The following is a 22,558-nucleotide window of genomic DNA, read 5'->3' as shown; positions in this document are numbered from 1 at the left end:
CGGTTTCGGCCCCCGTCCGACGTCCGAAACCGTTGCAGGGGTTGCCGGATCGTCATCGGATGACTATCTACTCGTCGGGATCGTACCACAGCGCCGGGCGTACCCGATGGTACTCGAACTCCCGGAAGCGAGAACGGACGGCACAGCAGTTGGACCGACATGACCCTGTCGACCGTTCCGTCCTACGACGGCGAACGAATCCCCGACCGAGACGGGCGCGCGGTAGTGCTCGGTGCAGGAGTCGCAGGACTGCTGGCCGCTCGAGTCCTCGCGGACGCGTTCGAGGCGGTCACGGTGATCGAACGCGATCCCTTACCCGACGTCGCCGAGCCACGTCGCGGCGTTCCACAGGGAAATCACGTCCACGTCCTTCTGGAAGGTGGGCGGGCAGCGATAGACGACCTGTGTCCAGGGTTCAGCGATGACGTGACGGCCAGCGGTGGCGTGATCACGAGCGGGACGGAGTTCCGGATCTACGTCCAGGGTGATACGCTCAGGACGGACCACCAGTCGTTACACCTCGCCACGCGAGCCCTGTACGAACACACAGTTCGGCGGCGCGTCGCCTCGCTCGAGGGGGTCGAGATGCGGTCGGGCTGTCAGTTCGTCGACTACGTCGCCGACGGGGAGTCGACGGCCGTCGAGGGAGTGACGATCCGGAATCGCGAGTCCGACCGAGAACGGCTCGTGGCCGACCTCGTCGTCGACGCCACGGGTCGGACAAGCCGAACACCGGAATGGCTCGAGACGCACGGATACGACCGCCCACCCGTCGACGAGGTCGAAATTGACATCGGGTACGCCTCGACGTTCGTCGAGCGACCGCCGGACGACCGTCGCGGCGTGTCTCTGGAAGCGGAGGCACCGCGAACCCGGGGTGCGTTCCTCGTCCCGGTCGAGGGCGATCGCTGGCTCGTCAACCTGCACGGGGTCCACGGTGATCATCCGCCGACCGATCCCGACGGGTTCGAAGCGTTCGCGGCGACGCTCCCGTTCCCGATCGTGAGCGAGATTCTGAGCGATCACCCGATGACCGACGGAGACGTCGCGTTCTACCCCTTCCCGTCGAATCGTCGGTACAGGTACGAGAAACTCGATCGGTTTCCGGACGGGCTGGTCGTCGTCGGCGACGCCATCGCCAGCTTCAACCCCGTCAACGGGCAGGGAATGTCGGTGGCGGCGCTCGAGGCGTTGCTCCTCCACCACGCGCTCGTGAAAACGGGGCGTGACGGGCTGGAACTCGAGTTTTTCGACGACGCTGCCGCCGTCGTCGACGTCGCGTGGAATCTGTCGGTCGGGGGCGATCTCGCCTTTTCGCAGACGGAGGGGGAACTCCCTCGCGGGGCAGCCGCGTACGACTGGTACGTGAACCGCCTGATTCGCCGGGCGCACACGGACGTTCGGCTGGCGGACGTCCTGTGGTCGGTCTTCATGCTCGAGCGGCCGCCGTCCGTCCTGTTTCGCCCGCGCGTCGTCTGGCGCGCGTTCGGCCCCATTCCCGGTCGCGGCGAGAAGCGAATACGGCAAGCGACCGACCCCTGAGATTCTCCGGCGGATTCCTCCACCGATCTCGTGGACGGGACACACCAGCGATGACCACTGGAAATCACGCTCCCAGCGAGTGAGAACCGAAGCCGTGCTTGATACCGACGAACGGTAACCGTTCACACATCCGATGCCGACCGACGAACCGCCGGACGGAAAGCGAGCGCATCTCCTCGAGGTCCTCCTGACGTCCAGCCCAGCGACGATCCCGGAGCTAGCCGCGCGACTCGAGACTCACCCCGCGACGATCGAACGACGCTGTCTCGCGCTACAGAAGGACGGATACGTTCGCCACTGTACGGGCGGCAAGGTCGTGCCGACCGACCGCGCCCGGACGTCCGACTCGCTCGTACGGCCCGAATCCGGCCTGGATACCCACGCCGCGAGCGACTGACCGGCGCTACTCCGTACCGAGGGCCTGCTCTTTCTCGCCGTCTTCGGCGTCGACCGACGGCGTCGATTCCCGGGACTCGTCGATCCGTGGTTCGCCGAGCACCTCGCTCGAGGCACACTCGAGACAGTAGTGGTTGTACCCCACGGAACTCGTGTAGACTGGAATGCCCGCGAGCGCGAACTCCTCGCGGTAGCGGCGGACGAGCCCCTTCTCGACTCGCTTCTGGCAGGAGACACATCGCTCGTGGCACTCCTCGTCGGGCTTGATGGTGCGCCGGTCGACGCTGTGGACGCGGCCGAACGTCGAGAGTCCGTGTCGGCGCTCGAGTCGCGTTCGGAACCGGGGATTGACGAAGATGCCGAACGCGGCGGTGACGAACGCGAGGACGAACAGGATTGTCGCGCCGATCACCGCTGTCGTGGCCGTCTCGAGCGAGACGAGAACCTGAACGCCGGCGATGGCGATCATGAGTGCGAGGACGACCAGCGACCAGCCGGTGATGCCGTACAGCAGGTCCGAGACGGTATCCGCGAGGGCGACGACGCCGGACGGAGAATCTGAATCGGAGGGCACGCTTACACCGTCGTTTTCGTTCCGCTACCAAGAACGTTCTGTCGCGCTCGAGTGGTGTCGATGTGGGCGAGTTCGGGGAGACGACCGCGCTCAGACGAGCTTTCGGAGAACGGCGTAACCGGCGTCGCGAAGCCGTTCCGGGAGGAACCGAGCGTAGACGCCGTACTGAGCGAGCGGCCCGACCGGATACCGTGCCGGCGGCTCGGGCGTCGTGCTCGCGGTCAGAATCGCCTTCGCGACGTCTTCCGGTTTGGAGGCGAACGGGCCACCCTTTCCGCCGCCGACCAGCTGTAGTTCGCCGATCAGTTCGTACAGCGTCTCGTAAGCCGGCGTCCGCTCGTTCTCCGGCAGCTCCTCGTCGACCCGGTCCACGAACTCCGTCTCGACCGGGCCGGGTTCGACGACGACCACGTCGATCCCGAACTCCTCGACTTCCGCCCGCAGCGCGTCGCTCATCGCCTCGAGCGCGTGTTTCGACCCAGCGTACGCGCCAGTTCCCGGCACGGCGATCCGGCCGTTGACGCTCGAGACGTTGACGATCCGGCCCGCACCCTGAGCGCGCATGTGGGGTAATGCAGCGCGCACGAGTCGGTGGGGCCCGTAGACGTTGACGTCGAACTGCCGATGCAGGTCAGCGGTGGAGACGTCCTCGAGCGGCCCCATCTGGGCGTAGCCGGCGTTGTTCACCAGACAGTCGATCGCCCCGGCGACGTCGACCGTTCGCTCGACCGCTCGTGCGATCTGGTCGGGGTCGGTGACGTCGAGTTCGAGCGTCGTACAGCCCGCCTCCTCGAGGTCTTCGATGTCCTCGACGTTGCGCGCGGTCGCGAACACCTGCCAGTTCTCCTCGAGGAAGGCTGCGGCCGTCGCGCGGCCGATACCGGACGAACAGCCGGTGATCAGGACGGACCGCTTGCGAGTGTAGCGGTCCTCGCTCTCTGCACCCGGATCGTCGCCGACGGAGTCGTCGGTCCCCTCGTCGTCAGCGGTGGCCATATCCGATACGTTCGTGAGACGATACCTAAGTATCGACGGTTTGTCGCGCTACGCGTAAACTCACTCTCGAATGGACGTCGTGACTCGTTCGTTGCTCAAGACAGCAAGGGTTCGAATACCTCGAAAGTCCTCTCTCCGCTCGAGTCCCACGTCTATCGTGACCCGTTTGTCGCTCGAGATGGCGCGGAGTCGAACAACCCGAAAGCCCCCGATCCGCTCGAGTCGCCTGCCGACGTGCGCTCCTCGCTCCCGATGGTCGCTGCGGTGCTTCGGCCGGCACGCTCCCCGACCGGATCGGCCCCTTTCAGTCCCGCCCGACGGTAGCAGCCTGCCCTTCCCCGGGTCGCGCGGCTCTCGCGGTGCTCGAGCCCCGCTCCCGGCCTCGTGGCGCGCGCTGACGACGCGCTCGAGCACTGCGAGGGCGCGTCGCTTACACTGCGCGAGGTCTTCGTGAGTGGAACGAGCGAAGGCTCGGGAGACGGTTACGTCTCCCGGTGGTCGAGTGAGTGACCGGAGGGAGCGAACGAGTCGGCTGGGGAGGAAGCGGATCTGTGGGTGGGACTGAAAGGGGCCGGGACGCTCGAGGTGCGAGACGATGCAAGCACTGGAGCGAGCGTCGCGAGCGAAGCGCGCAGCGAGTCATACGGTCTGCTATAACGATTTCCTGGCGCAACCGCAAGACGGTTCGCGGTTGCGCCGTCAATGACTTATAGCAGTCCGTATCACAGCCCTCGAGCGTGCTGGGGGCTTTCGGAGGCGTCCTGGTTCCACTCCTTCCTCGGAGGCCTCCATCAACCAACGTCCAGCATTTCTGGCACGCTCTCGAGCGCTACTCCACGAGGGACTTCGCCTCGTCGGCGTAGCTGTCGGCCAGTCGGACGGGTTCGGGAAGCTTGTACTGTGAGGAAAGCGCCTGCACGACGTCGGCGGCGGTCTCCGGGCCGACGCGGTGGCCGGGGCTGACGTAGAGCGGATTGATGTACCGGTCCGGGGAGTCGTACTGGCGCGTCTGGACGGCGTATCCTAGCAGGGTGCCGTCAGGGGCGTCTACCCTCGAGTTCGCTTCGATCGGGACGCGGGTTCCTGCGGGGAGGTTCTCGGTGGAGTCGGCTGGTTCGCCACAGAGCAGGCTCTTCGCGACGCCGACGCTGGGGACGTCGCGGACGACGCCGACGTGGGTCGCGATCCCGGCCTGCCGAAAGTGGATGCGGCCGCTGCCGTCGAACAACAGGAGGTCGGGATCGACGGACAGTTCCTCGAGTGCCGCCAGGATCGGCCCACCCTCGCGGAAGGCGAGCAGGCCGGGAACGTAGGGGATCTCGAGGGGCGTCACGGCGTGGACGCGTTCGATCACCTCGCCGGCTTGCATTGCGACGACGGCGGAGAGCGCGCGGTCGTCGTCGATGAAGGACTGGTCGACGCCGGCGACGATGGGTGGGTTCTCGAGCGCGTGCCGGTCGTCGTCGTCGGGACTCGCGGCCGCGGCCGACGAGTCGGAGAGGGTCGACTGCTGGTCGTCTCGTCGTGACGGCGCGATGGCCTCGTCGTCGAACGCGAAGTCGTCCTCGAAGACGGCGGCAGTGGCAATCTCGCGCTGGAGGGCCTCCATCTCGTCGCGCGAGAGTCCGGGTTCGGGCGCGAGGTCGGGGCGTGTGGTCATTGCCGAGGCGTTGCCGCTCGAGGAAAATCAGTTGCAGGGTGTGTGGGTGTCGGAGACTGGTTCTCGCTGTTCCGTGAACTGAACGCAGTATTGATGTTGGCTACCTAACATTCAAAGACGAACGTCGTGTACTTCCGCCCCATGGATGCGAAAAAACTGGGCGTGGCATTCCTGGTCCTCGTTTCTGTCGCTGCAGGTGTCGCCGTCGGTCAAACTGTCGACGTTACGCCAACGATGCGTCTAACTATCGGCGTCGTTGTCGCGATCGGGACCGTTCTACTCGTCGTTCGTGAAACGAAATCCGGCTGAACTGAACAGCTATCGACCGTCATCTGCCCAATCCGTGGCCTACGTGTACCAGTTATCAGAAAGCACAGAAAGAGCGTGCGGATCGGTCTACGACGGTCTCGATTAGAACCGACGTCGACCGCCGGGTCCGCCCGGTCCACCCGGTCCACCGGGACCGCCGCCGAGTTGCAACTGATTCGGCGTGCGGACGTTCTGGGTTCGCTTGACGTACTCGCCGTAGCCGAGGCCGATGAGCAGGCCGACGAGATGTGCTGCGTGTGCGATAGTGCCACCGCCGCCGGTACCGACGAAGAAGATGCTGATGAGGGCGATCCCTGCGGTGAGTACCCAGATCGGCATCGGGATCATGAACATCAGGTAGACCCGAAGTTTCGGGTTCAGGACGGTGACGACGCCCATAATCGCGAGTGCGGCGCCACTGGCTCCGACGACGCCGCCGACGCCAGGGATCTGTGCGAAACCCTGGCCGATCTGGACCGCGATCTGGCTGAGGCCCGCCAGTGCACCACTGACGACGAACAGGATCGCGAACTTCTTCGATCCGACGTACCGCTCGACTATCGGGCCGAAGAAGAATATCACGATGCTGTTGAAGACGATGTGGAAGATCCACTCCGGATCGTGGGCGAAGATCGACGTCACCCACGTCCAGACGTACTCGGGATTCTGCGGCGTCAGGACGAACAGCATCCGGTGGAGGTTCGGTATTCCGAGCACGCCGCCAAACAGGATCGACAGCCACTGGAGGATGAACGTCACCCACATCAGTAGCAACACCGTGTAGGTCATGTTCCCGCGGAAGTACGCCAGCGGGCCGCCCGGACCGGTGTCGATCGGCAACGCGTCGAGGACTCTCGAGCTGACCGACTTCGATGTCCCCGAACTCCCGGACTGGACGCTTTCGTCGAAGCCGCTACCGAAGACGCCACCGGGGTCGTTCCAGTTCTCGAGCCCGGAGCAGTTGTGATTCTCCGGGAGCCGATGGTCGGCACAGTGGGTTCCGCCACAGTGCCGACAGTTGTACGGCATGTTTTCGTCTTTCCCACACACGTCGCACTGGGCCATTGGGCTGGGGTAAGTGGTGAGTTGCTAAGGGATTTGGGGTTCGCGTTGCCTCGAGGCCGACACGCCGACCTGCCGCGTACTGTACACTTTTGGCTCCCCGGAACCCATATCGAGGCGTGCAAGAGTACGAGCGCAAGCAACTGCTCGAGCGCGTCGAGCGCGAGGGCGCGACCGTCGGCGCGGACATTCCCGAGACCATCGAGGTCCAGGAGGAGGAGATTGATCTCAGGACGTTCGTCTTCGAGATCAAGCGCCGTGAGACGGTGCCGCCCGGGGAACGCGACCGCGTCGAGCAGGCCAAAAAGAACCTGCGTCGCGAACGGCTCGAGCGCCTCGAGCAAATCGAGGAGGGGGACATCTCCCGAGAGAGAGGCGAGGAACTCGCCGGCAGTATCATCGGCATCGATCGCGCGCTGAACGCTCTCGAGAGTCTCGGGCCGACCGACTTAGAGCGCGAGCAGCAGGCGAAGCAGGCCCAGGATCGCAAACGCTGGATGTCGTTCCTGAAGAAGGCGCTGGGACAGGACGACGATCAGGGCAAACGGAGGGGTCGCTGATGGCGACGAACGCCGAAATTGCCGGCCGATTCGAGGAGTTCGCCGACCTGCTCGAGGCCGACGACGTCGAGTACAAGCCCCGGGCGTACCGCCGTGCGGCGGAGAACGTCCGCTCGCATCCGACGCCGATCGCGGACTACGTCGCCGACGGCGACCGCGAGGCCATCGAGGGGATCGAGGGAATCGGCGACGCCATCGCCTCGAAGATCGTCGAGTACGTCGAGACCGGCGCGATCGAGGAACTCGAGGAACTGCGCGCTGAGTTGCCGATCGACATCGCGGACGTCACGCGGATCGAGGGCGTCGGCCCGAAGACGGCCGGGAAACTGTATCGGGAACTCGGAATCGAGACGTTAGACGACCTCGAGGAAGCCGCCGAGAACGGCGAGATTCAGGAGGTCAAGGGGTTCGGTCCCAAGACAGAGGAGAATATCCGCGACAACCTCGAGTTCGCCCGCGAGGTCGGACAGCGACACTTACTGGGTGAGGCTCGACCGCTCGCGGACGACGTGCTCGCCTTTCTCGAGGGACTCGAGACTGTCGACCGATGTGAGGTCGCAGGTTCGATCCGGCGGTGGCGCGAGACGATCGGCGACGTGGACGTGCTCGCGGCGACCGACTCGCCGGAGGACGTGGTCGAGGCGTTCGTCGACTGGGATTCCGTCGACAGCGAGATCGAGTCCGGCCCTGCGAAGGCCAGCGTCCGCGTCGGCGAGATCCGGATCGATCTGCGAGTCGTCGCGCCGGAGGAGTTCGGCTCCGCGCTGCAGTACTTTACGGGCAGCAAGGACCACAACGTTCGGCTTCGCAACTACGCGATCGACCGCGAGATGAAGTTGAACGAGTACGGTGCGTTCGACGTCAGCGACCTCGAGGATGCCCAGGAAGGCCAGCGGGTCGGCGACCGCGTCGCCGGCGACACCGAGGAAGGGATGTACGAGGCGCTCGGCCTCCCCTGGATTCCACCGGAACTCCGCGAGGATCGCGGGGAGATCGCAGCTGCGGAAAACGGCGAGCTGCCGGACCTGCTGACCCGGGAGGACATTCGGGGCGACCTCCACACCCATACCGAGTGGTCGGACGGGAACAATACCGTCGCGGAGATGGTCGCAGCCGCCGAGGAACGCGGCTACGACTACTTCGGGATCGCGGACCACGCTGAAGGTCCCGGCGTCGTCGGCGGCATGGGGCTCTCGGAGGAGGAAATCCTGGAACAGGTCGAGGTCGTCCGCGAGGTCGACACCGACAGCGAGATCGAGGTCTTCGCGGGGATCGAGGCGAACGTCGACGCCAGCGGCGAGATCGGTCTCTCGGAGGAAGTGATCGACGCGCTCGACGTCGTCGTCGCTTCGCCCCACAGCGGTCTCGACCAGGACGCGGAGACGGCGACCGAGCGTCTCGTCCGTGCGCTCGAGAACCCAGCAATCGACGTGCTCGGCCATCCCAGCGGCCGGCTGCTCAACGAACGCTCAGGGCTCGAGTTCGACACCGCCGAACTCGGCCGGGTCGCGGCCGACCACGACACCGCCCTCGAGGTCAACAGCAACCCGCACCGACTCGACCTGTGGGGGAGCGCCGTCCAAGCTGCAATCGAACAGGGCGCACCGATCGCGATCAACACCGACGCCCACCGGACGACGACGCTCGAGTTCGTTCGCTGGGGCGTCCACACTGCCCGTCGCGGCTGGGCAGAACCAGAAGACGTGATCAACACCTGGGACCTCGAGCAGTTGCGAGCGTTCCTTCACTAATGGAACTCCTCCTCGACGTCATGTGCGGCGGGGTCGTCTCCTATCTCCGGATGTGCAACCACGACACCGCCTACGCCGGGGATCGGGGCCTCGAGGAAGACGACGCCCTTCTCGAGACCGCTCGCGAGGAGGAGCGAACGGTCGTGACGCGTGACGTCGCGCTCGCGAACCGGGCGGTCGAGGAACCGGGATCGATCCTGCTCGAGTCCCGCAACGTGGAGGAACAGCTATCGGAACTCGCCACGGCGGGCGTCTCGCTCGAGTTGGCCGCGGAGCCGCGATTTTGTGGACGGTGCAACGGCCCGCTCGAGGCCGTCGACGAATCGTCCGATTCACCTGAGTACGTCCCCGACACGAACGCAGTCGACGTCCGACGCTGTCGCTCGTGTGGACAATATTTCTGGCGGGGAAGCCACTGGGATCGGGTCGAGCGAACGCTCTCGAGAGTCGAATGCGGAGACGAATAGTCTTGCGTCGCTTTCCTCAGTAGACGGCCTCGTCGTCGAATCGCCCGTCGTAGGCGATGTGACGGGGGTGGGTCGGTTCGATACCCGACAGGAACAGTCGATCGCCTTTCTTCCAGGTGTTCTCGTAGACGAGATGGGCGAGTTCGGTTGCCGTCGTCGACCACCGTCTGAACCCGTTCTCGTAGACGACGCGCCGTCCCACGCCGTCCTCGAGCGCGGCCAGTAGATCGGCTTCCGTCTCGATGTCGGTGTCGAAGACGGTGTGGCAGACGCCGACCGTCCGCGGGAGGTGGGCGTACGACGAGGTAAACGGCGGCAGTTCCACACGGTCGGCGATTTCGCGTGCTCGCCGGTTGTGGGACGGCAGATGCTTCGGGTTGAAGATCTCGACGGCGTCGATCACGTCCGCGTAGCGTTCGACGTCGTGCTCGGTGAGACTCACCGTGAGGAATTCGGGGTGTGGTGCCAGGACGGTCGCGTCCTGGCGTTCGAACTCGGCCATCGCCGCCTCGAGCGGGATGAAATCGGGCACCGGCTCCTCGAGGCCGAGCGCGAGGACGTGTTTGCGGTCGTGCCAGGTGCCGGTAAAGACCTCTCTGGCCGGGACGACGAGCAAGTCGTCGCTCGAGTAGGCTTCCGCCTGCTCTCGGATCTCGGGCAGGCGAGTGAAGTGTGGTGCGTAGACGATCGCATCGAGGCCTGCGCGTTTCGCTCGCTCGACGACCGAGTCGTCGAGGACCTTCACGTGGCAGTCGACGTTTCCCGTCACTCCATCGCGTTCGCTCACGGACTGTCGTTATGGGACAGGTGAGATAGTAATTCTGATCTTCATCTGATCGTGACGGTTCGCGTGGACGTGCTGACGACGTCGCTCTCGCCAACGATTTCTCGTGACTGACAGGTGGTTGTATCGACGACCGTTCCGACGAAAAGACCAATAGGGCGGACGACCCAGTTCCCGAAAATGGTCTGGGAATGCGGAATCGACGACTGCAGTGAAGTGTTCGCTGACGTCGAGTCGGCCGTCGTCCATCAAGCAACCGAACACGAACGACTCGAGTGTAAGGTCTGTGGTACTATCGTTCCCGACGGCTATCTCGCGATTCGCCACGCCTTCTCCGAGCACACTCGCGCCGAGTACGTCCGTTCCTACGGCGCAAACGCCGAGGACGTCCGCGAACGCGAGGAACTGATGGACGAAATCGAGGACGAGGCGGACATCAAGGCGATTGCCAGCGAACTGAAACGCTGAGATCTGCGATTCGATTTCGAACGTTCTACCTGTCGCTCGAGGGTTCGAAGACTCGAGAAGAACGGAGACGGCGTCGCTCGTATGAGTGCCGGGAATCGGTCGCGCCGAACCGACTCGCTATCGCTCGTCGCTATATTCAGCGCGGCTGCGCCGCGCTGACTGCTTGACGAGCGCGTTAGCGCTCGTCACTGTCGAGCACGCGGATCTGGTCCCCTCGCACCGTCACCGGGATTGGAACCGTCGCTTCGTACAGTTCGACGGTTACCTGATCTTTGCCTTCGTCGATGCGCTGGACCTGTGCCTTCTCGCCTTTGAACGGGCCGGCGATGAGTTCGACGAGGTCGCCCTCGGCGATCCCTTCGACGTCCGGCTTCGGCGAGAGGAAGTGTTCGACTTCCGAGATGTCTGACTTACCGGGGACGATGCTCTGTGCGTGGGGAATGTCCTCGAGTACCCGCTCGAGGACGGCGTCGCCGTCGGACTCGACCATCACGTAGGAGGTAAGCGAGTCCGGCGCGAGTGCGGCATGGATCTCTGGCTCCTCACGGTTGATGATCATGTCCGCGACCGTTCGCTCCTGGCTCGCGGTCGTCTTTACGGCGAAGATGCCCATCAGAAGCCACCACCGGCTCCACCGGTCAGCACGAGCATGATCGCGCCGATGATGAACCCGATGAATCCGACGAGCAGGATGCCAGCACCGGCGATCTTCGACACTTGTAGGAACTCGTTCGTCGTGGGTGTCGTCGCCATCTTCAGCACCCTGACGTACGAGGTGAGGTCGTACGGAACGTCCATATCTACCTATTTACAGCGCGGGCCCTTTTATCTGTCTTTCGTGTTTCCGTCACTATCTCTCGCTGGCGGAGGTCGAAACGTTGCAGGCGACGGCCCGGTCCCCAAACCGCTCGCTGCTGTAGCGCCGGGTATGGCCGAAGACAACACCGACCGGGCAGACGAGATCGAAGCCGAACGGGAAGCCGAAATCGAGGACGAACTCGAGCGGGTCGGCCGCGACCCCGACGAGGTCGACGCCGGGGACGACGACCTGGGCACGCAGAACGCTCCGCGAGCGGACGACGAGGAGATCGAGGACCTGGAGGACGCCGAGGAAGACCTAGAAGGATCCGACGAAGACTGACGCGAGAGTCTATCACACCTGCTCGGAGACAAACACTACAGTTCGAAGCTCACGGCATCGGACCGTCCGCTTCAGGCCCGTCGACGTCCGGCCGCTCCTCGAGCGTCAGTTCGCCCGTCTCCAGATTGCCGTCGCGGACGACTTCGATCTCGATCGTCTCGCCAGGGGATGTCTCAAGCGCGAGGTACGACGTGAGTCGTTCCTGGTTCGGGATCTCCTCGCCGTCGATGGCGACGATCACGTCGCCGCCGACTGGGACGGGACCGGGAGCATCCTCGACCGTCGCCAGCCCGTCGGCCGGTTCGAGGACGCCGTCGGCCGGCGAGTTCGGCGTGACCTCGAGGACCAGAACGCCGCGTGGCTCCGCGAGATCGTTCGCCTCCGCGACGTGTGGACCGACGGGGTCGACGCCGACGCCGACGTAGGCGTGCTGGTACTCGCCGTCGTCGACGAGTGCCGGGACGACCCGATTCGCGAGTTGCGAGGAGATCGCGAATCCGATCGTCTGGCCGATACCCGCGAAGACCACGCCCTGCACCTCACCCTCGAGGTCGACGAGCGGGCCGCCGCTGTTGCCGGGGTTGACGGGCGCGTCGGTCTGGATGGCTGCCGGGATCGAGAACCCGGTCGGGCTTGGCAGCGAGCGGTCGACGCCGCTGACGATTCCCTGGGTGATCGAGGCGTCGAGACCGAGCGGGTTGCCGAGCGCGACGACCTCCTGACCGATTGCGGGCGTCTCGTCGGCGAGCGAGAAGCCGTCGACGAGTTCCGGAAGATCCCCGTCGTCGACCTCGATCGCGGCGAGGTCGCTGTGGACGTCCGTCCCGAGGACCGTCCCGGTTCGCCACTGTTCGTCGGTAAACTGGAGTTCGACCTCGTCCGCGTCCCTGACGACGTGTGCGTTCGTCACGATGGTCTCGTCGACGACGAACCCGGAACCGAATCCGCCGGGCGTCTCCTCGTCGACGCCCGAGACCGTGACGAGGACGACGTCGTCGATGCTGTCCTCGTAGAGTCCGGCGTACGGTTCCTCGCCGCCGTTCGTTTCCGTCTCGTTGCCCGCATCGCTGTCGTTTTCGTCGCCGTCGAGCGCGACGCTCGAGCCGACGATGCCGACGCCCACTGCGGTCGCCGTGGCCGTCCGTAATAGTTCTCTGCGGCTGCGCTGGTTCGGGGCTGGCGTCACGCGGGGTTCCACCCCGACGAGGGCCATAAAACCGACACCGGCAGGGGCGTCTCCAGGGGTGTCGTCACACTCGGAACAGCGCAGGGGTCGTCCCCCGGAGGCTGCCGGCCGACGCTTCTTGCCTCGAGCGTCCGATAGTCTTCCAGTCGATGGAGTACCCGCCGCTTCGGGACTACGGGATCGTCGGCAACGACGACCGGTGTGCCCTCGTCAGTAGAGACGGATCGATCGACTGGTGTTGTTTCCCCCACCTCGAGGACGCCAGCGTCTTCGCGCGAATCCTCGACGTCGACAGAGGTGGTCAGTTCGCCGTCTCGCCAGCCGCGGCGTACGAGTCGAGCCACGACTATCGCGACCGGACGAACGTCCTCGAGACGACGTTCGAGACGGCGGACGGCCAGGCGACAGTCACCGACTTCATGCCCATTCGAAACGGAGACGAGGGCGGCGGGGACTTCCAGCAGGCACTGTACCGGCGCCTCGAGTGCGACCGGGGAAGCGTCGACCTCGAACTCGAGTTCGCGCCGCGGTTCGACTACGCCCGGACGGAGCCGACGTTCGAACGCGCCGATGGCGGTGTGATGGCGAGCGGTGACGACGAGTCACTTTATCTGTACGCCGACGGCGCTCTCGGAGACGACCTCGAGGTAGTCGACGCCGACGCGACCGTCACCGGAACCGTCTCGCTCGAGGCCGGCGACGGGTGCTGGACCGGCGCCCAGTACGGCGGTCGGGAGCCACTGACGTCGATCGACCTCGCGACAACGCTCGACGAGACGACCCGCTACTGGCGCGACTGGGTCTGTGAGAACAGCGACGTGACGGACACGATGCCCGAACGCTGGACCGAGATGGTCGTCCGCTCGCAGCTCGTCCTGAAACTACTCATCCACCACGAGACGGGCGCGATCCCTGCGGCCGCGACGACGTCGATTCCGGAAGAGATCGGCTCCGACCGGACCTGGGACTACCGGTACAACTGGATTCGCGACGCGAAGTTTACCGTCCAGGCGTTACACGATACGGGACATCAGGAGGAAGCCCGACAGTACTTCGACTGGTTTGCCGACATCGCCCGACAGGATCCCGCCGACATCCAGCCGCTGTACGGACTTCACGGCGAGGCCGACGTCGACGAACTCGAACTGGATCATCTCTCGGGCTATCGCGATACCGGCCCGGTCCGGATCGGCAACGGCGCGGCACCCCAGCGCCAGCTCGACGCGTACGGAACGATCGTTCAGGCCGTCTACGAGACCGTCCAGTTCGACGCGTCGAGAGAGCTCATGGAAGACGAGTGGGAATCGATCCGCGACATCGTCGACTACGTCTGTGAACACTGGGAGGAACGCGACCCCGGCATCTGGGAGTTCCGCGACGAGCATCGTCACTTCCTGCACTCGAAACTGCTGTGCTGGGTCGCGCTCGACCGCGGCATCGCGCTGGCGACCGAGAACGACTTCGAAGCACCACTCGAGGCCTGGAGGGAGGACCGCGACGCGGTCCGCGAGGCCATCGAAGAGCGAGGCTTCAGCGAGGAAGCGAACAGCTTCGTCCAACATTTCGAGACCGACGAGGCGATCGACGCGACGGCACTCTTGCTGCCGATCTACGAGTTTCTCCCACCCAAGGACGACCGCGTCCAGGCGACGATCGACACCGTCATCGATCGACTGACGACCGACGACGGACTCGTACTCCGGTTCGTCGACACCGACATCCGCCGCGACGAAGAGGAGGCGTTCGTCCTCTGTTCGTTCTGGCTCGTCGATGCGCTCGTCCTCTCGAACCGCCTCGAGCGCGCCGAGGAGTACTTCGAGAACGTCCTCGAGTACGCCAGCCCGCTCGGGCTCTACTCGGAGAAAATCGACCCCGAAGACGGAACCCTGCTAGGGAACTACCCGCAGGCGTTTTCCCACCTCGGGCTGGTAAACAGCGTAACGTATCTCGCTCGAGCGCTCGACCACGACGGCGACGTTCGGCCCGACGACTTCCATCCGAACAACGTCGAGACGCTGTTCAGGCGCGGGGAGCGTCCCGAGCCGTGACGCTACCGGCTCGAGCGCTCGGTACAAAAACGAGGCGGTCGGACGGGGCTCAGCCCCGCGACGGCGTCGGGAACCCGCCGTCGATGATCCGATCGACGATGCCACCGCGATTCCGGTCTTCGTCGTCGGTCTCGTCGTCGGGAGACGGGAAGTCCGGGTTGCTGGGCATAGGCTCAGCCTCCGGTCGTGGCTAGTCGCTCGAGCTAGAAAATTCACTCGCCGTCTACTCGAGATAGCCCAGTCCCCGGAGCTGTTCGGTGATCTCTTCGAACTCGGCCTCCGTAAGCTGGCCTTCCTTCTGGTGCTGGATGACGATACTGCGCAGCAGAAAGCGGACGAGGTCGCTCGTGCTCTGGAAGCTCGTCCCCTCGATCGTCTCGTCGACGCGCTCGGCGAGGTCCTTCGGGATCGAAACCGTGGTGTATTCGGTCATACCTGTGGTTGGGATACGGCCCGCCAAATGCGTGTCGACGGCGCGACCGGTATGGGTTTCGTAGCGGTTTTTATATCCGACTGTCAATAGGGAGCCATGGGAGTCCGGCCACCATCGAACGGCGACGACGACGAACCTGAAAGCGTCGAGTTCGGCATCGCTGCCGTCGACGCTCGACTCGAACGTACTGATCTCTCCTTTCCCGCCTCGAAAGACGACGTCGCTGCCGAACTCGGGAGCGAACGCATTCCCTACGACGTCCACGGGAACGACGTCTCACTGGGCGAAATGCTGGCAGAAGTCGACGCCGAGGAGTTTCGCTCCCGCCAGGAACTGCTGAACGAACTCCACGGCCCCTTCGAGGAGTACCGCCGAGAACACTCCGGCGGCGTCTTCCAGCAAGTCCGATCGTTGCTACCCTTCTAGCGGTCGTCGGGTTCGCTGTCCGATCTCGTCTCGCGGTGCTCGCGCGTGATCTGCTCGAGTCGCCGACGCTGTTCGCGGTGAAGCGTTACGAGCATGTCCGAGAGCACACCGAACATCAGCAACTGGACGCCCAGTAGAATTCCCGCAGCAGAGACCAGCGCCAGGATCTCGTGACCCTGGCCGTACTGGACCCACTGCCAGAGGACGTAGGCTGCGACGACGCTCCCAGCGCCGATACCCGAGACACCGAGACTCCCGAAATAAAACAGCGGGTTGTTCGTCTTGGCGAGCGAGTACAGCGCGAGGATGATCGTCCCGCCGTCTTTGATCGGGTGGAGGTTCGTCTCCGACTCCTCGGGCCGGGCGCTGTAACTGATCGGGACGACGGTCGTCTCGATCCCGTGTTTCACGCACTCGACGGCGAGTTCGGTCTCGATCGTAAAGCCGTCCGAGTCCAGCGAGAGTCGCCTGAACGAGTCGACCGTAAACGCACGGTAGCCCGAGAGGATGTCGTCGTAGTCCGCGCCGTGGATAAAGCGGAACGACCGGTTGATCATCCGGTTCCCGAAGCCGTTCAGTGCCTTCATCGCGTCGTCGTCCATGTCGGCGAAGCGATTACCGATCACGTGCTCGTAGCCTCTCGAGAGCGGCTCGAGCATCACGTCTGCGTCCGCGGGATCGTAGGTGCCGTCGCCGTCGACCATCAGGACGTAGGGGACGTCGATGTAGTCGACGGCCTCGCGGACGGCCTGCCCTTTCCCGTTGCCGGACTGGACCAGTACCTGTGCGCCGTGTTCGCTCGCGATCTCCTGGGTGTCGTCCTCGGAACCGCCGTCGATCACGACGACGTTCCCGTAGCCTTGCTCGTGGAAGCCGTCGATCACGTCGCCGATCGTGGCTGCCTCGTCCAGGGTGGGGATGAGTATGCACACCTCCTCGGACGAAATCTCGCGCGTCGTTTCGGCCTCACTCATGGCGACGACCTCCCCGCGACGATCCGGGTGCGCGAGCGTCCCGTCATTCTCCATCGCCAGTCACTCCTTCGTCGGGCCGCAAAAGGTTACTGAAAGCCGTCGTGGTGTAACGGTTCTATTCAACAGAGAGACGAAAGAGGGTAAGCAGGTGGTTCCCCACTCGAGAGCGCATCAGTTCGATGTCTCTTACGGATCAGTCGGCAACTGACCCTCGACAATATTTTTGCGTATGAGTACATATACACAATACATGAGCAAGAACATCGCCATCTCCGACGATGTGTATCGGGAGCTAAAGCAGGAGAAAGGAGACCGGAGTTTCAGTGACGTGATTCGAGACCATCTCGAAGACCGACGAAAGCTCGCCGACGTCACGGGGAAAGGGGTACTTGATCACGAAACACACGAAGCAGTCAAAGATGACATCGAGCAGCTGAGCCGTGGAACGTTCTCGCGACTCGACGAGGACCGATGAAGCTCTGTGACTCGTCGGTACTCGTCGATATAGATCGTGGCGGCGTCGACGAACGCGTAGCCAAGCTCGACGACGAAGGCTGCCACGCAATTAGTAGCGTTACGGTGACCGAGCTTCGCCACGGAGTCAACAAACGGTACGAGGACGAAACGAGTCGTCAGGATGCGCTCGATGACCTCGATCGGTTACTCGCTCGATTCGAACTACTGGAGATCGATCGAGCAGTGGCGACTGCCGCAGCCGACATCATTACCGAGCTACAACGGAGCGGAAAGCCACTTCACGACCTTCACGACGTCTATGTGGCTGCGACCGCGAAAGTCGAACAGCTTCCGGTATTGACGGCAAACGTCGATCACTTCGAGCGGATGGATGGCGTTACGGTCGTCGACTGGACATCGTACTGATCACCAGGTTAGCCCTTCGTACACTTCGAAGTCGTCCTCGTCGACGTCGATCCGTCGCCCGTCGACGAGGACCTTCCGGCGCATCCCGTCGAACTCGAGGTCGTCGAACGCCGGCCAGTCGGTCGCGACGACCGCGCCGTCTGCCCCCTCGAGTGCCGCCTTTGGGGAGTCGGCGAACTCGAGATCGAGGTCGGGGTACGTCTCGCGGACGTTGTCCATGGCGACGGGGTCGTAGGCGACGACCGTCGCACCCCGCTCTTCGAGGTGCTCGAGGACGTCTAGGGCGCGGGACTTTCGAATATCGTCCGTTCCCGGTTTGAACGAGAGGCCGAGGACGGCGATGCGGGCTCCCTCGAGGTCGACGTGGTCGGCAAGCAGGGAGACGAGTCGACGCGGCTGTTCGTCGTTGACCGAGACGACGGCGTCGAGCAGGTCGGGATCGTATCCTTGCTCGCGCGCGCCGGCTCGCAGTGCGGCGACGTCTTTCGGGAAACAGGAGCCACCCCAGCCCAGTCCCGAGCGCATGAACCGCGACGAGATGCGGTCGTCGAGGCCGACCGCCTCGAGCACCTCGTAGGCGTCCGCGCCGTACTCCTTGGCGATATTGCCGAGTTCGTTGACGAGGGATACTTTGGACGCGAGGAAGGCGTTGTTCGCGTACTTGATCAGCTCTGCCTCGCGGACGTCGGTCTCGACGAGGTGGGTGTCGTCGTTCGCGAGAATGGGGGCGTAGAGCTCCCGGAGCGTGGCAGCCGCGTCGTCGGTACGGGTTCCGAGAACGACCTTGTCCGGCTCGAGGAAGTCGGTTACTGCAGTCCCCATCCGGAGGAACTCGGGGTTCATCGCGACGTCGATTCCCTCGCCGATGGGGGTGGCGGCGGCTTCCTCGAGGATCGGTGCGACGACGTCTTCGGTGGTGCCAGGGAGGACCGTGCTCTTGACGACCACGAGATGGTCGCCGTCTTTGTCGGCGAGGGCCTCACCGAGCATCTCCGTCCCGGCACGCATCGGCGCGAGGTCGAGGCTCCCGTCCTCGCTCTGGGGAGTCGGGAGACAGAGGAGTGTGACATCCGTGTCACGGACCTCGGCATAGTCCGTCGTGGCACGGAGATTCGTGCCTGCGTGGTCGGCGATGCGCTGCTCGAGGCCGGACTCGTGGATCGGCGCGTCACCGGCGTTGATGGTCTCGACGACGTCCTCGTCGATCTCGACGTTGACGACCTCGTGGCCCAGGTCGGCGAGACAGGCGGCGACGGTGGTACCGACGTAGCCGCTGCCGACGATAGAGACGTTCATACAGTGTAGGTATGGTGGTAGAAGGTAGACGTTTTGGGTTCGGAGCGCAGCGATCTGTAGCGACAGCTATCGATCGTAGTGTTCGACAGCGAGCTCGTTGACACTCGGTGTCGATTTCGCGCCGCTCGAGAAGTTCGCGACGATCCTCCAGTGCGGCAGTCTCGAACCGCCCATGGAGGCCACCCTGTGCGTTAGCGCCCTCGTCGCTGGAAACTCGAACCAGAGAGTACTCCCGCGTGAATCGTTCGGCCGCCTCGAAGAGCGTCTCGTCGTCTCGGTTTCGAGCACGTATTCGTTCGTAGACGCCCACCCCGGGTCGAACGTACTTTGGTCTTCGTGGGGTGTTCGTATCCCGAATAGGCCGTTTCGTGTGTTGTCGATCGGGTACAAACGCCGTTCGACGGTGGCCGATCAGTCGTCGACTTCGATCTCTGTCGCCTCGATTTCGTCGCCGTCCTCGAGTCGCTGCTCGGCCCGATCCCGGTCGTCGGGGTAGCCGACGTCGATCCGCCAGCCGTCCATTCGGATAGCGTCGATCGTCCGCCCGGACTGGATCAGCAGGTCGATCGCGTCGGGAAGTTCGTACTCACCCCGATCGCTCGGCTGGACGAGGTGACAGGCGTGGAAGATCGCGGGCGTGAACGTGTAGAAGCCAGTCATCACGAGGTTCGACGGCGGATCGTCGGGTTTCTCCATGACCTCGACGATCTCGCCGTACTCGTTAGTGTCGAGGACGCCGTACCGGCTCGCTTCCTCCCAGGGAACCTCCTCGACGAGGAACGCGGCGTCCGCACGGTCTTCCTGCTGGCGGTTGATGACGTCCCCGAGATTCGACCGGAAGACGTTGTCCCCCAGCATGAGCATGAAGTCGTCGTCGACGTGTGGCTCCGCCTGGAGGATCGCGTGGGCCAGCCCCAGTTGTTCGCGCTGGTGTGAGTACGTGATCGGAACGCCCTCGTACTCGTCGCCATAGCGTTCGATGATCTGTTCTTTCTGGTAGCCGACGACCACGATGAACTCGGTCGCGCCGACCTCGAGCAGGTTGTCGAAGACGTCCTCGATGAGCGGTTTGCCGTCGACCTCGACGAGGACTTTCGGCTTGTCCTCGGTAAGCGGCCGGAGGCGTGTGCCTTTGCCTGCCGCTAATACGACTGCTTGCATGTTTCGTCTGGTTTCGACCCGCGACTATATACTTTGTGCGCCACGCGGCTGCAGGAAACGGATCTCGTATCGTCGAACGACGAGTCGCCGTCATCGAACCGTCATCGTTCTACTCGTCGGTTTCGGTACACCCGCTCGAGTCGTCCGGACGGTACGGGATCGCCGCCTCCGGGCCGTACAGCAACAGCCCGAGCTGACTCGTCTCGGCCCTGATCTCCCGGCATCGTCGGCGAGCCTCCCGTCGAGTTTCCGGGGAGCGAGGATCGCCATCGATCTCTGCCGACGGATCGTGGAGTCGCTCGAGCATCGCGTACGTGAGCTGGTCGAGGACCTCGAGGGCGTCACGAATCGAATTCACGTCGGCTGGCGTCGATACGTTCTGTCGGGCGGGAGTCGTAGTCTCCCGCGAATCGTCGTTCGCCATGGTTCAGGGTGGGTGCGGAAGCTTGTCGCGGATCAGTATTTGGGAACTCGAGTCCGAGATTTTGTGACTCTACTTTCGAGTGAGCCGCGTATAGCTTCCATGCCAGGTGATAATGATCCACTTTGATATAAATTCTACTACGTTCGTAGATTTTGTAAAACTACGTACGTAGTTTAGGCATCGGCGGATAGTACTGATTTTTCCGTTTCGCCACTCCGACATCGTAAATAGATGGTTGAGCGGGTTCCCTGGATGGCGCCTGTCGACTACGAGATTATGCTTTTCTTCGACGAGCATGCAATACAGGTCTCTCCCCGGGTACTCGCAGCAAACACCGGGTACGACCGTCAGTACGTGAGTAAACGCTGTCGGACCCTCTCGGAAGCAGGACTGTTGGAAGATATCGATACCGGTCTGTATCAACTTACGGAAACTGGAGCGGCATACCTCGAGGGCAAACTCGACGCGGACGACCTCGAGAACGACGAGTCCAAATAACAGTCCACCGCTATCGCTAACGTGTCTCTATCGGCCTGGTTAGTTCCCAGCCAGCGGAACGTCGAACGGAAGGTTTCTCGAGACCGTCGTGCGGAACGCACTCGAGATTGCGAGCAAGACGAGGAAATAGATGCCCGCCCCGAGACCAACCAGTGACACGACGAACACCTCGTTGTAGGCGGCGATGGGATGGGTTTCGCCGACGGCTCGAGCGCCGTAGACTGCTATACCCATGATCAGAGCAGCGAGGCACTGTCTCGATATTTCTCCCAGCGGAATCCGGAATCCGACGTGTCGGCGAGTGTAGTAGAAACCGAAGACCAGCCCGATCGCGGCCGAACTTGCCGTAGCAATCGCTGCGCCGACCCAGCCGATGCTGTATATAAGGACAACGTTGAGAACGAGGTTGCCAGCGATAAAGACGGCGTTAGCACGGAATGCAAGGTCAGGCCGATCTATCGCGTTGAGGGTATTGAGAAGCTGGTTGTTGTAGGAGTAGATCAATTTCCCCACTATCAAAATCGTCAACACCTGTGCACCGACCTCGAATCCATCGCCGTATACGAGCATCAAACGGTCACCGATAACTGCTGCACCGACGATACCCGGAATCAGGAGCAATCCGGCGTAAGACAGTGCATCGTTAGTAAGCGATCGCACCATACTGACGTCGTTTGACGCGGACTGTTTGCTCAATTCGGGAAACAGTGTCCCTCTCATTGCATCTCCGAACGTACCGAGAAAACTCCCGATAGTATAAGCGACTGCATAGATCCCAATGGGTCCTGCTGGAACGAATATGCCCAGCATGATTATGTCCATGTTGCTATATGTTTTCTTCCTCATATTCCCGAGCCAGGAGAACTTGGCGAAATCGAACAGTCGAACGATATGGTTCCACTGTGGCAGCACGATTTTTGGCCCTGCAATCCACAATCCAATAATTGCGATTACGAACGTCCCGATCGCATACCCGAATAACATTCCAGTGAGTTCCCACCCAAGAAAGACCAGTGCTACCATCGCGATGCTTTGTGCTCCCTGCTTTGCCGTATTGAGCGGAGCGTAAATGTGGACTCTATGTGTTCCCTTCAGTGCAGCACTCACCAACTCTCTGAAGACAGAGACAGTTAATATTAGTATGACGAATTCGGCGACTGGTTGTCCAACGTATGAATTTACGTGATCACGGAAGAGAAAAACGCCCAGAATAACCGGAAGTGTAAGCACTCCTTTCACGAGTATTCCTGCAGTAAAATAAGCGTGAGGATTATCCTCCTCACTCATTCGCTTGATGATCGCTTGCCCGAAGCCGACGGTTTTTACGAGTCCAAGCCAAGAGACGAGAGCGAGTGTAACCGAGTAGAAGCCGTATATCTCCTCTCCGAGTGTTCTAGTAAAATAAATCGTGGCGAGAAATCCAACTACCGACGCGAGAACTTTCGAGAGAAAATAAATAGCGGACGTTTGACCAAGTCGCATCTATAGCAGTTTCACAGTACTCAGGTGCTACAAATAGA

The 22,558-nt window shown here is 63.0% G+C and carries 26 protein-coding genes; 12 read left to right on the top strand and 14 right to left on the bottom strand.

Features of this window, described 5'->3' with window-relative positions; translation table 11 throughout:
- Positions 1-159 precede the first annotated feature (159 nt).
- Both BLR35_RS11915 and BLR35_RS11910 read left to right on the top strand, forming a co-directional pair.
- Positions 160-1,542: an FAD-dependent monooxygenase gene (locus tag BLR35_RS11915; RefSeq protein WP_090382055.1), complete on the top strand. Its 1,383-nt coding sequence runs from the start codon at positions 160-162 to the stop codon at positions 1,540-1,542.
- A gap of 133 nt (positions 1,543-1,675) precedes the next feature.
- The gene (locus BLR35_RS11910) at positions 1,676-1,939 is read left to right on the top strand and encodes a helix-turn-helix domain-containing protein (RefSeq protein ID WP_090382052.1); all 264 of its coding nucleotides are present in this window, start codon (positions 1,676-1,678) and stop codon (positions 1,937-1,939) included.
- 6 nt (positions 1,940-1,945) lie between these two features.
- Here BLR35_RS11910 and BLR35_RS11905 read toward each other — a convergent pair whose 3' ends face one another.
- The 4 genes from BLR35_RS11905 to BLR35_RS11890 all read right to left on the bottom strand — a co-directional run bounded on the left by BLR35_RS11905 (position 1,946) and on the right by BLR35_RS11890 (position 6,542).
- On the bottom strand, positions 1,946-2,512 hold the full coding sequence (locus BLR35_RS11905) for a DUF8108 domain-containing protein (RefSeq protein WP_090382049.1): 567 nt from the start codon (positions 2,510-2,512) through the stop codon (positions 1,946-1,948).
- Positions 2,513-2,602: 90 nt separating this feature from the next.
- Entirely contained in the window at positions 2,603-3,508 is a 906-nt protein-coding gene (locus tag BLR35_RS11900) for an SDR family oxidoreductase (protein ID WP_090382047.1), read from the bottom strand.
- Between the two features lie 829 nt (positions 3,509-4,337).
- Complete coding sequence (locus BLR35_RS11895; RefSeq protein ID WP_090382045.1) at positions 4,338-5,168, bottom strand: endonuclease V; 831 nt, start codon at positions 5,166-5,168, stop codon at positions 4,338-4,340.
- 411 nt (positions 5,169-5,579) lie between these two features.
- Positions 5,580-6,542 (bottom strand): rhomboid family intramembrane serine protease, encoded by a 963-nt coding sequence (locus tag BLR35_RS11890; protein ID WP_090382042.1) that lies wholly within the window; start codon positions 6,540-6,542, stop codon positions 5,580-5,582.
- Positions 6,543-6,658: 116 nt separating this feature from the next.
- Between BLR35_RS11890 and BLR35_RS11885 the strand changes: the two genes are divergently transcribed.
- The 3 genes from BLR35_RS11885 to BLR35_RS11875 are packed head-to-tail and all read left to right on the top strand — an operon-like array spanning position 6,659 to position 9,317.
- Positions 6,659-7,099, top strand: coding sequence for a DUF5788 family protein (locus BLR35_RS11885; protein ID WP_090382040.1), 441 nt, complete (start codon positions 6,659-6,661; stop codon positions 7,097-7,099).
- A complete protein-coding gene (gene polX, locus BLR35_RS11880; RefSeq protein WP_090382038.1) occupies positions 7,099-8,850 on the top strand; it encodes a DNA polymerase/3'-5' exonuclease PolX in 1,752 nt (583 codons plus the stop codon). Before BLR35_RS11885 ends, polX begins: the two co-directional genes overlap by 1 nt.
- Entirely contained in the window at positions 8,850-9,317 is a 468-nt protein-coding gene (locus BLR35_RS11875; protein ID WP_090382035.1) for a Mut7-C RNAse domain-containing protein, read from the top strand. The genes polX and BLR35_RS11875 overlap by 1 nt, the downstream gene beginning before the upstream one ends.
- Before the next feature lie 16 nt (positions 9,318-9,333).
- On the opposite strand, the gene BLR35_RS11870 is transcribed toward BLR35_RS11875, so the two are convergent.
- A complete protein-coding gene (locus tag BLR35_RS11870) occupies positions 9,334-10,086 on the bottom strand; it encodes a PHP-associated domain-containing protein (RefSeq protein WP_090382969.1) in 753 nt (250 codons plus the stop codon).
- Between the two features lie 195 nt (positions 10,087-10,281).
- Here BLR35_RS11870 and BLR35_RS11865 point away from each other — a divergent pair, with 195 nt between their 5' ends.
- A complete protein-coding gene (locus BLR35_RS11865) occupies positions 10,282-10,569 on the top strand; it encodes a DUF7565 family protein (protein ID WP_090382032.1) in 288 nt (95 codons plus the stop codon).
- A gap of 175 nt (positions 10,570-10,744) precedes the next feature.
- Here the strand turns inward: BLR35_RS11865 and BLR35_RS11860 are convergent, their stop codons facing one another.
- Positions 10,745-11,182, bottom strand: coding sequence for a transcription elongation factor Spt5 (locus tag BLR35_RS11860; protein ID WP_090382030.1), 438 nt, complete (start codon positions 11,180-11,182; stop codon positions 10,745-10,747).
- Positions 11,182-11,367 (bottom strand): protein translocase SEC61 complex subunit gamma, encoded by a 186-nt coding sequence (locus BLR35_RS11855; protein ID WP_090382028.1) that lies wholly within the window; start codon positions 11,365-11,367, stop codon positions 11,182-11,184. Before BLR35_RS11855 ends, BLR35_RS11860 begins: the two co-directional genes overlap by 1 nt.
- 130 nt (positions 11,368-11,497) lie before the next feature.
- Between BLR35_RS11855 and BLR35_RS11850 the strand changes: the two genes are divergently transcribed.
- Positions 11,498-11,710: a hypothetical protein gene (locus BLR35_RS11850; RefSeq protein WP_090382026.1), complete on the top strand. Its 213-nt coding sequence runs from the start codon at positions 11,498-11,500 to the stop codon at positions 11,708-11,710.
- 49 nt (positions 11,711-11,759) lie between these two features.
- Here BLR35_RS11850 and BLR35_RS11845 read toward each other — a convergent pair whose 3' ends face one another.
- Complete coding sequence (locus tag BLR35_RS11845; RefSeq protein ID WP_090382024.1) at positions 11,760-12,923, bottom strand: S1C family serine protease; 1,164 nt, start codon at positions 12,921-12,923, stop codon at positions 11,760-11,762.
- 122 nt (positions 12,924-13,045) lie between these two features.
- Here BLR35_RS11845 and BLR35_RS11840 point away from each other — a divergent pair, with 122 nt between their 5' ends.
- Positions 13,046-14,944: a glycoside hydrolase family 15 protein gene (locus BLR35_RS11840; protein WP_090382022.1), complete on the top strand. Its 1,899-nt coding sequence runs from the start codon at positions 13,046-13,048 to the stop codon at positions 14,942-14,944.
- Positions 14,945-15,167: 223 nt separating this feature from the next.
- Here BLR35_RS11840 and BLR35_RS11835 read toward each other — a convergent pair whose 3' ends face one another.
- Positions 15,168-15,377 (bottom strand): ribbon-helix-helix domain-containing protein, encoded by a 210-nt coding sequence (locus tag BLR35_RS11835; RefSeq protein ID WP_090382020.1) that lies wholly within the window; start codon positions 15,375-15,377, stop codon positions 15,168-15,170.
- Between the two features lie 96 nt (positions 15,378-15,473).
- Here BLR35_RS11835 and BLR35_RS11830 point away from each other — a divergent pair, with 96 nt between their 5' ends.
- Positions 15,474-15,803, top strand: coding sequence for a DUF5789 family protein (locus BLR35_RS11830; protein WP_090382018.1), 330 nt, complete (start codon positions 15,474-15,476; stop codon positions 15,801-15,803).
- Here the strand turns inward: BLR35_RS11830 and aglJ are convergent.
- Positions 15,800-16,831 carry an S-layer glycoprotein N-glycosyltransferase AglJ gene (aglJ, locus tag BLR35_RS11825; protein ID WP_090382016.1) on the bottom strand — a complete coding sequence of 344 codons (1,032 nt, stop codon included), beginning with the start codon at positions 16,829-16,831 and terminating at the stop codon, positions 15,800-15,802. The two genes, BLR35_RS11830 and aglJ, sit on opposite strands and share 4 nt — an antisense overlap.
- 196 nt (positions 16,832-17,027) lie before the next feature.
- Here aglJ and BLR35_RS11820 point away from each other — a divergent pair, with 196 nt between their 5' ends.
- Together BLR35_RS11820 and BLR35_RS11815 are read left to right on the top strand one after the other, a co-directional pair.
- Positions 17,028-17,252, top strand: a complete 225-nt coding sequence (locus BLR35_RS11820) for an antitoxin VapB family protein (protein ID WP_090382014.1) — start codon at positions 17,028-17,030, stop codon at positions 17,250-17,252.
- Positions 17,249-17,659, top strand: coding sequence for a type II toxin-antitoxin system VapC family toxin (locus BLR35_RS11815; protein WP_090382011.1), 411 nt, complete (start codon positions 17,249-17,251; stop codon positions 17,657-17,659). The genes BLR35_RS11820 and BLR35_RS11815 overlap by 4 nt, the downstream gene beginning before the upstream one ends.
- Here the strand turns inward: BLR35_RS11815 and aglM are convergent, their stop codons facing one another.
- The 3 genes from aglM to BLR35_RS11800 form a co-directional block, all read right to left on the bottom strand.
- A complete protein-coding gene (gene aglM, locus BLR35_RS11810; RefSeq protein WP_090382008.1) occupies positions 17,660-18,955 on the bottom strand; it encodes a UDP-glucose 6-dehydrogenase AglM in 1,296 nt (431 codons plus the stop codon).
- Between the two features lie 411 nt (positions 18,956-19,366).
- Positions 19,367-20,116, bottom strand: coding sequence for a UTP--glucose-1-phosphate uridylyltransferase AglF (aglF, locus tag BLR35_RS11805; RefSeq protein WP_090382007.1), 750 nt, complete (start codon positions 20,114-20,116; stop codon positions 19,367-19,369).
- A 109-nt stretch (positions 20,117-20,225) separates the two neighbouring features.
- On the bottom strand, positions 20,226-20,540 hold the full coding sequence (locus tag BLR35_RS11800) for a hypothetical protein (protein WP_090382005.1): 315 nt from the start codon (positions 20,538-20,540) through the stop codon (positions 20,226-20,228).
- Positions 20,541-20,771: 231 nt separating this feature from the next.
- Here BLR35_RS11800 and BLR35_RS11795 point away from each other — a divergent pair, with 231 nt between their 5' ends.
- Positions 20,772-21,038: a MarR family transcriptional regulator gene (locus BLR35_RS11795; RefSeq protein ID WP_090382002.1), complete on the top strand. Its 267-nt coding sequence runs from the start codon at positions 20,772-20,774 to the stop codon at positions 21,036-21,038.
- Between the two features lie 39 nt (positions 21,039-21,077).
- Here the strand turns inward: BLR35_RS11795 and BLR35_RS11790 are convergent, their stop codons facing one another.
- The gene (locus BLR35_RS11790) at positions 21,078-22,520 is read right to left on the bottom strand and encodes an oligosaccharide flippase family protein (RefSeq protein WP_090382000.1); all 1,443 of its coding nucleotides are present in this window, start codon (positions 22,518-22,520) and stop codon (positions 21,078-21,080) included.
- Positions 22,521-22,558: the final 38 nt, after the last annotated feature.

Source organism: Natronobacterium texcoconense, from assembly GCF_900104065.1.
Lineage (GTDB): Archaea > Halobacteriota > Halobacteria > Halobacteriales > Natrialbaceae > Natronobacterium > Natronobacterium texcoconense.
The sequence above is the reverse complement of the archived record's forward strand: the minus strand, read 5'-3'. Positions and strand labels throughout refer to the sequence as shown.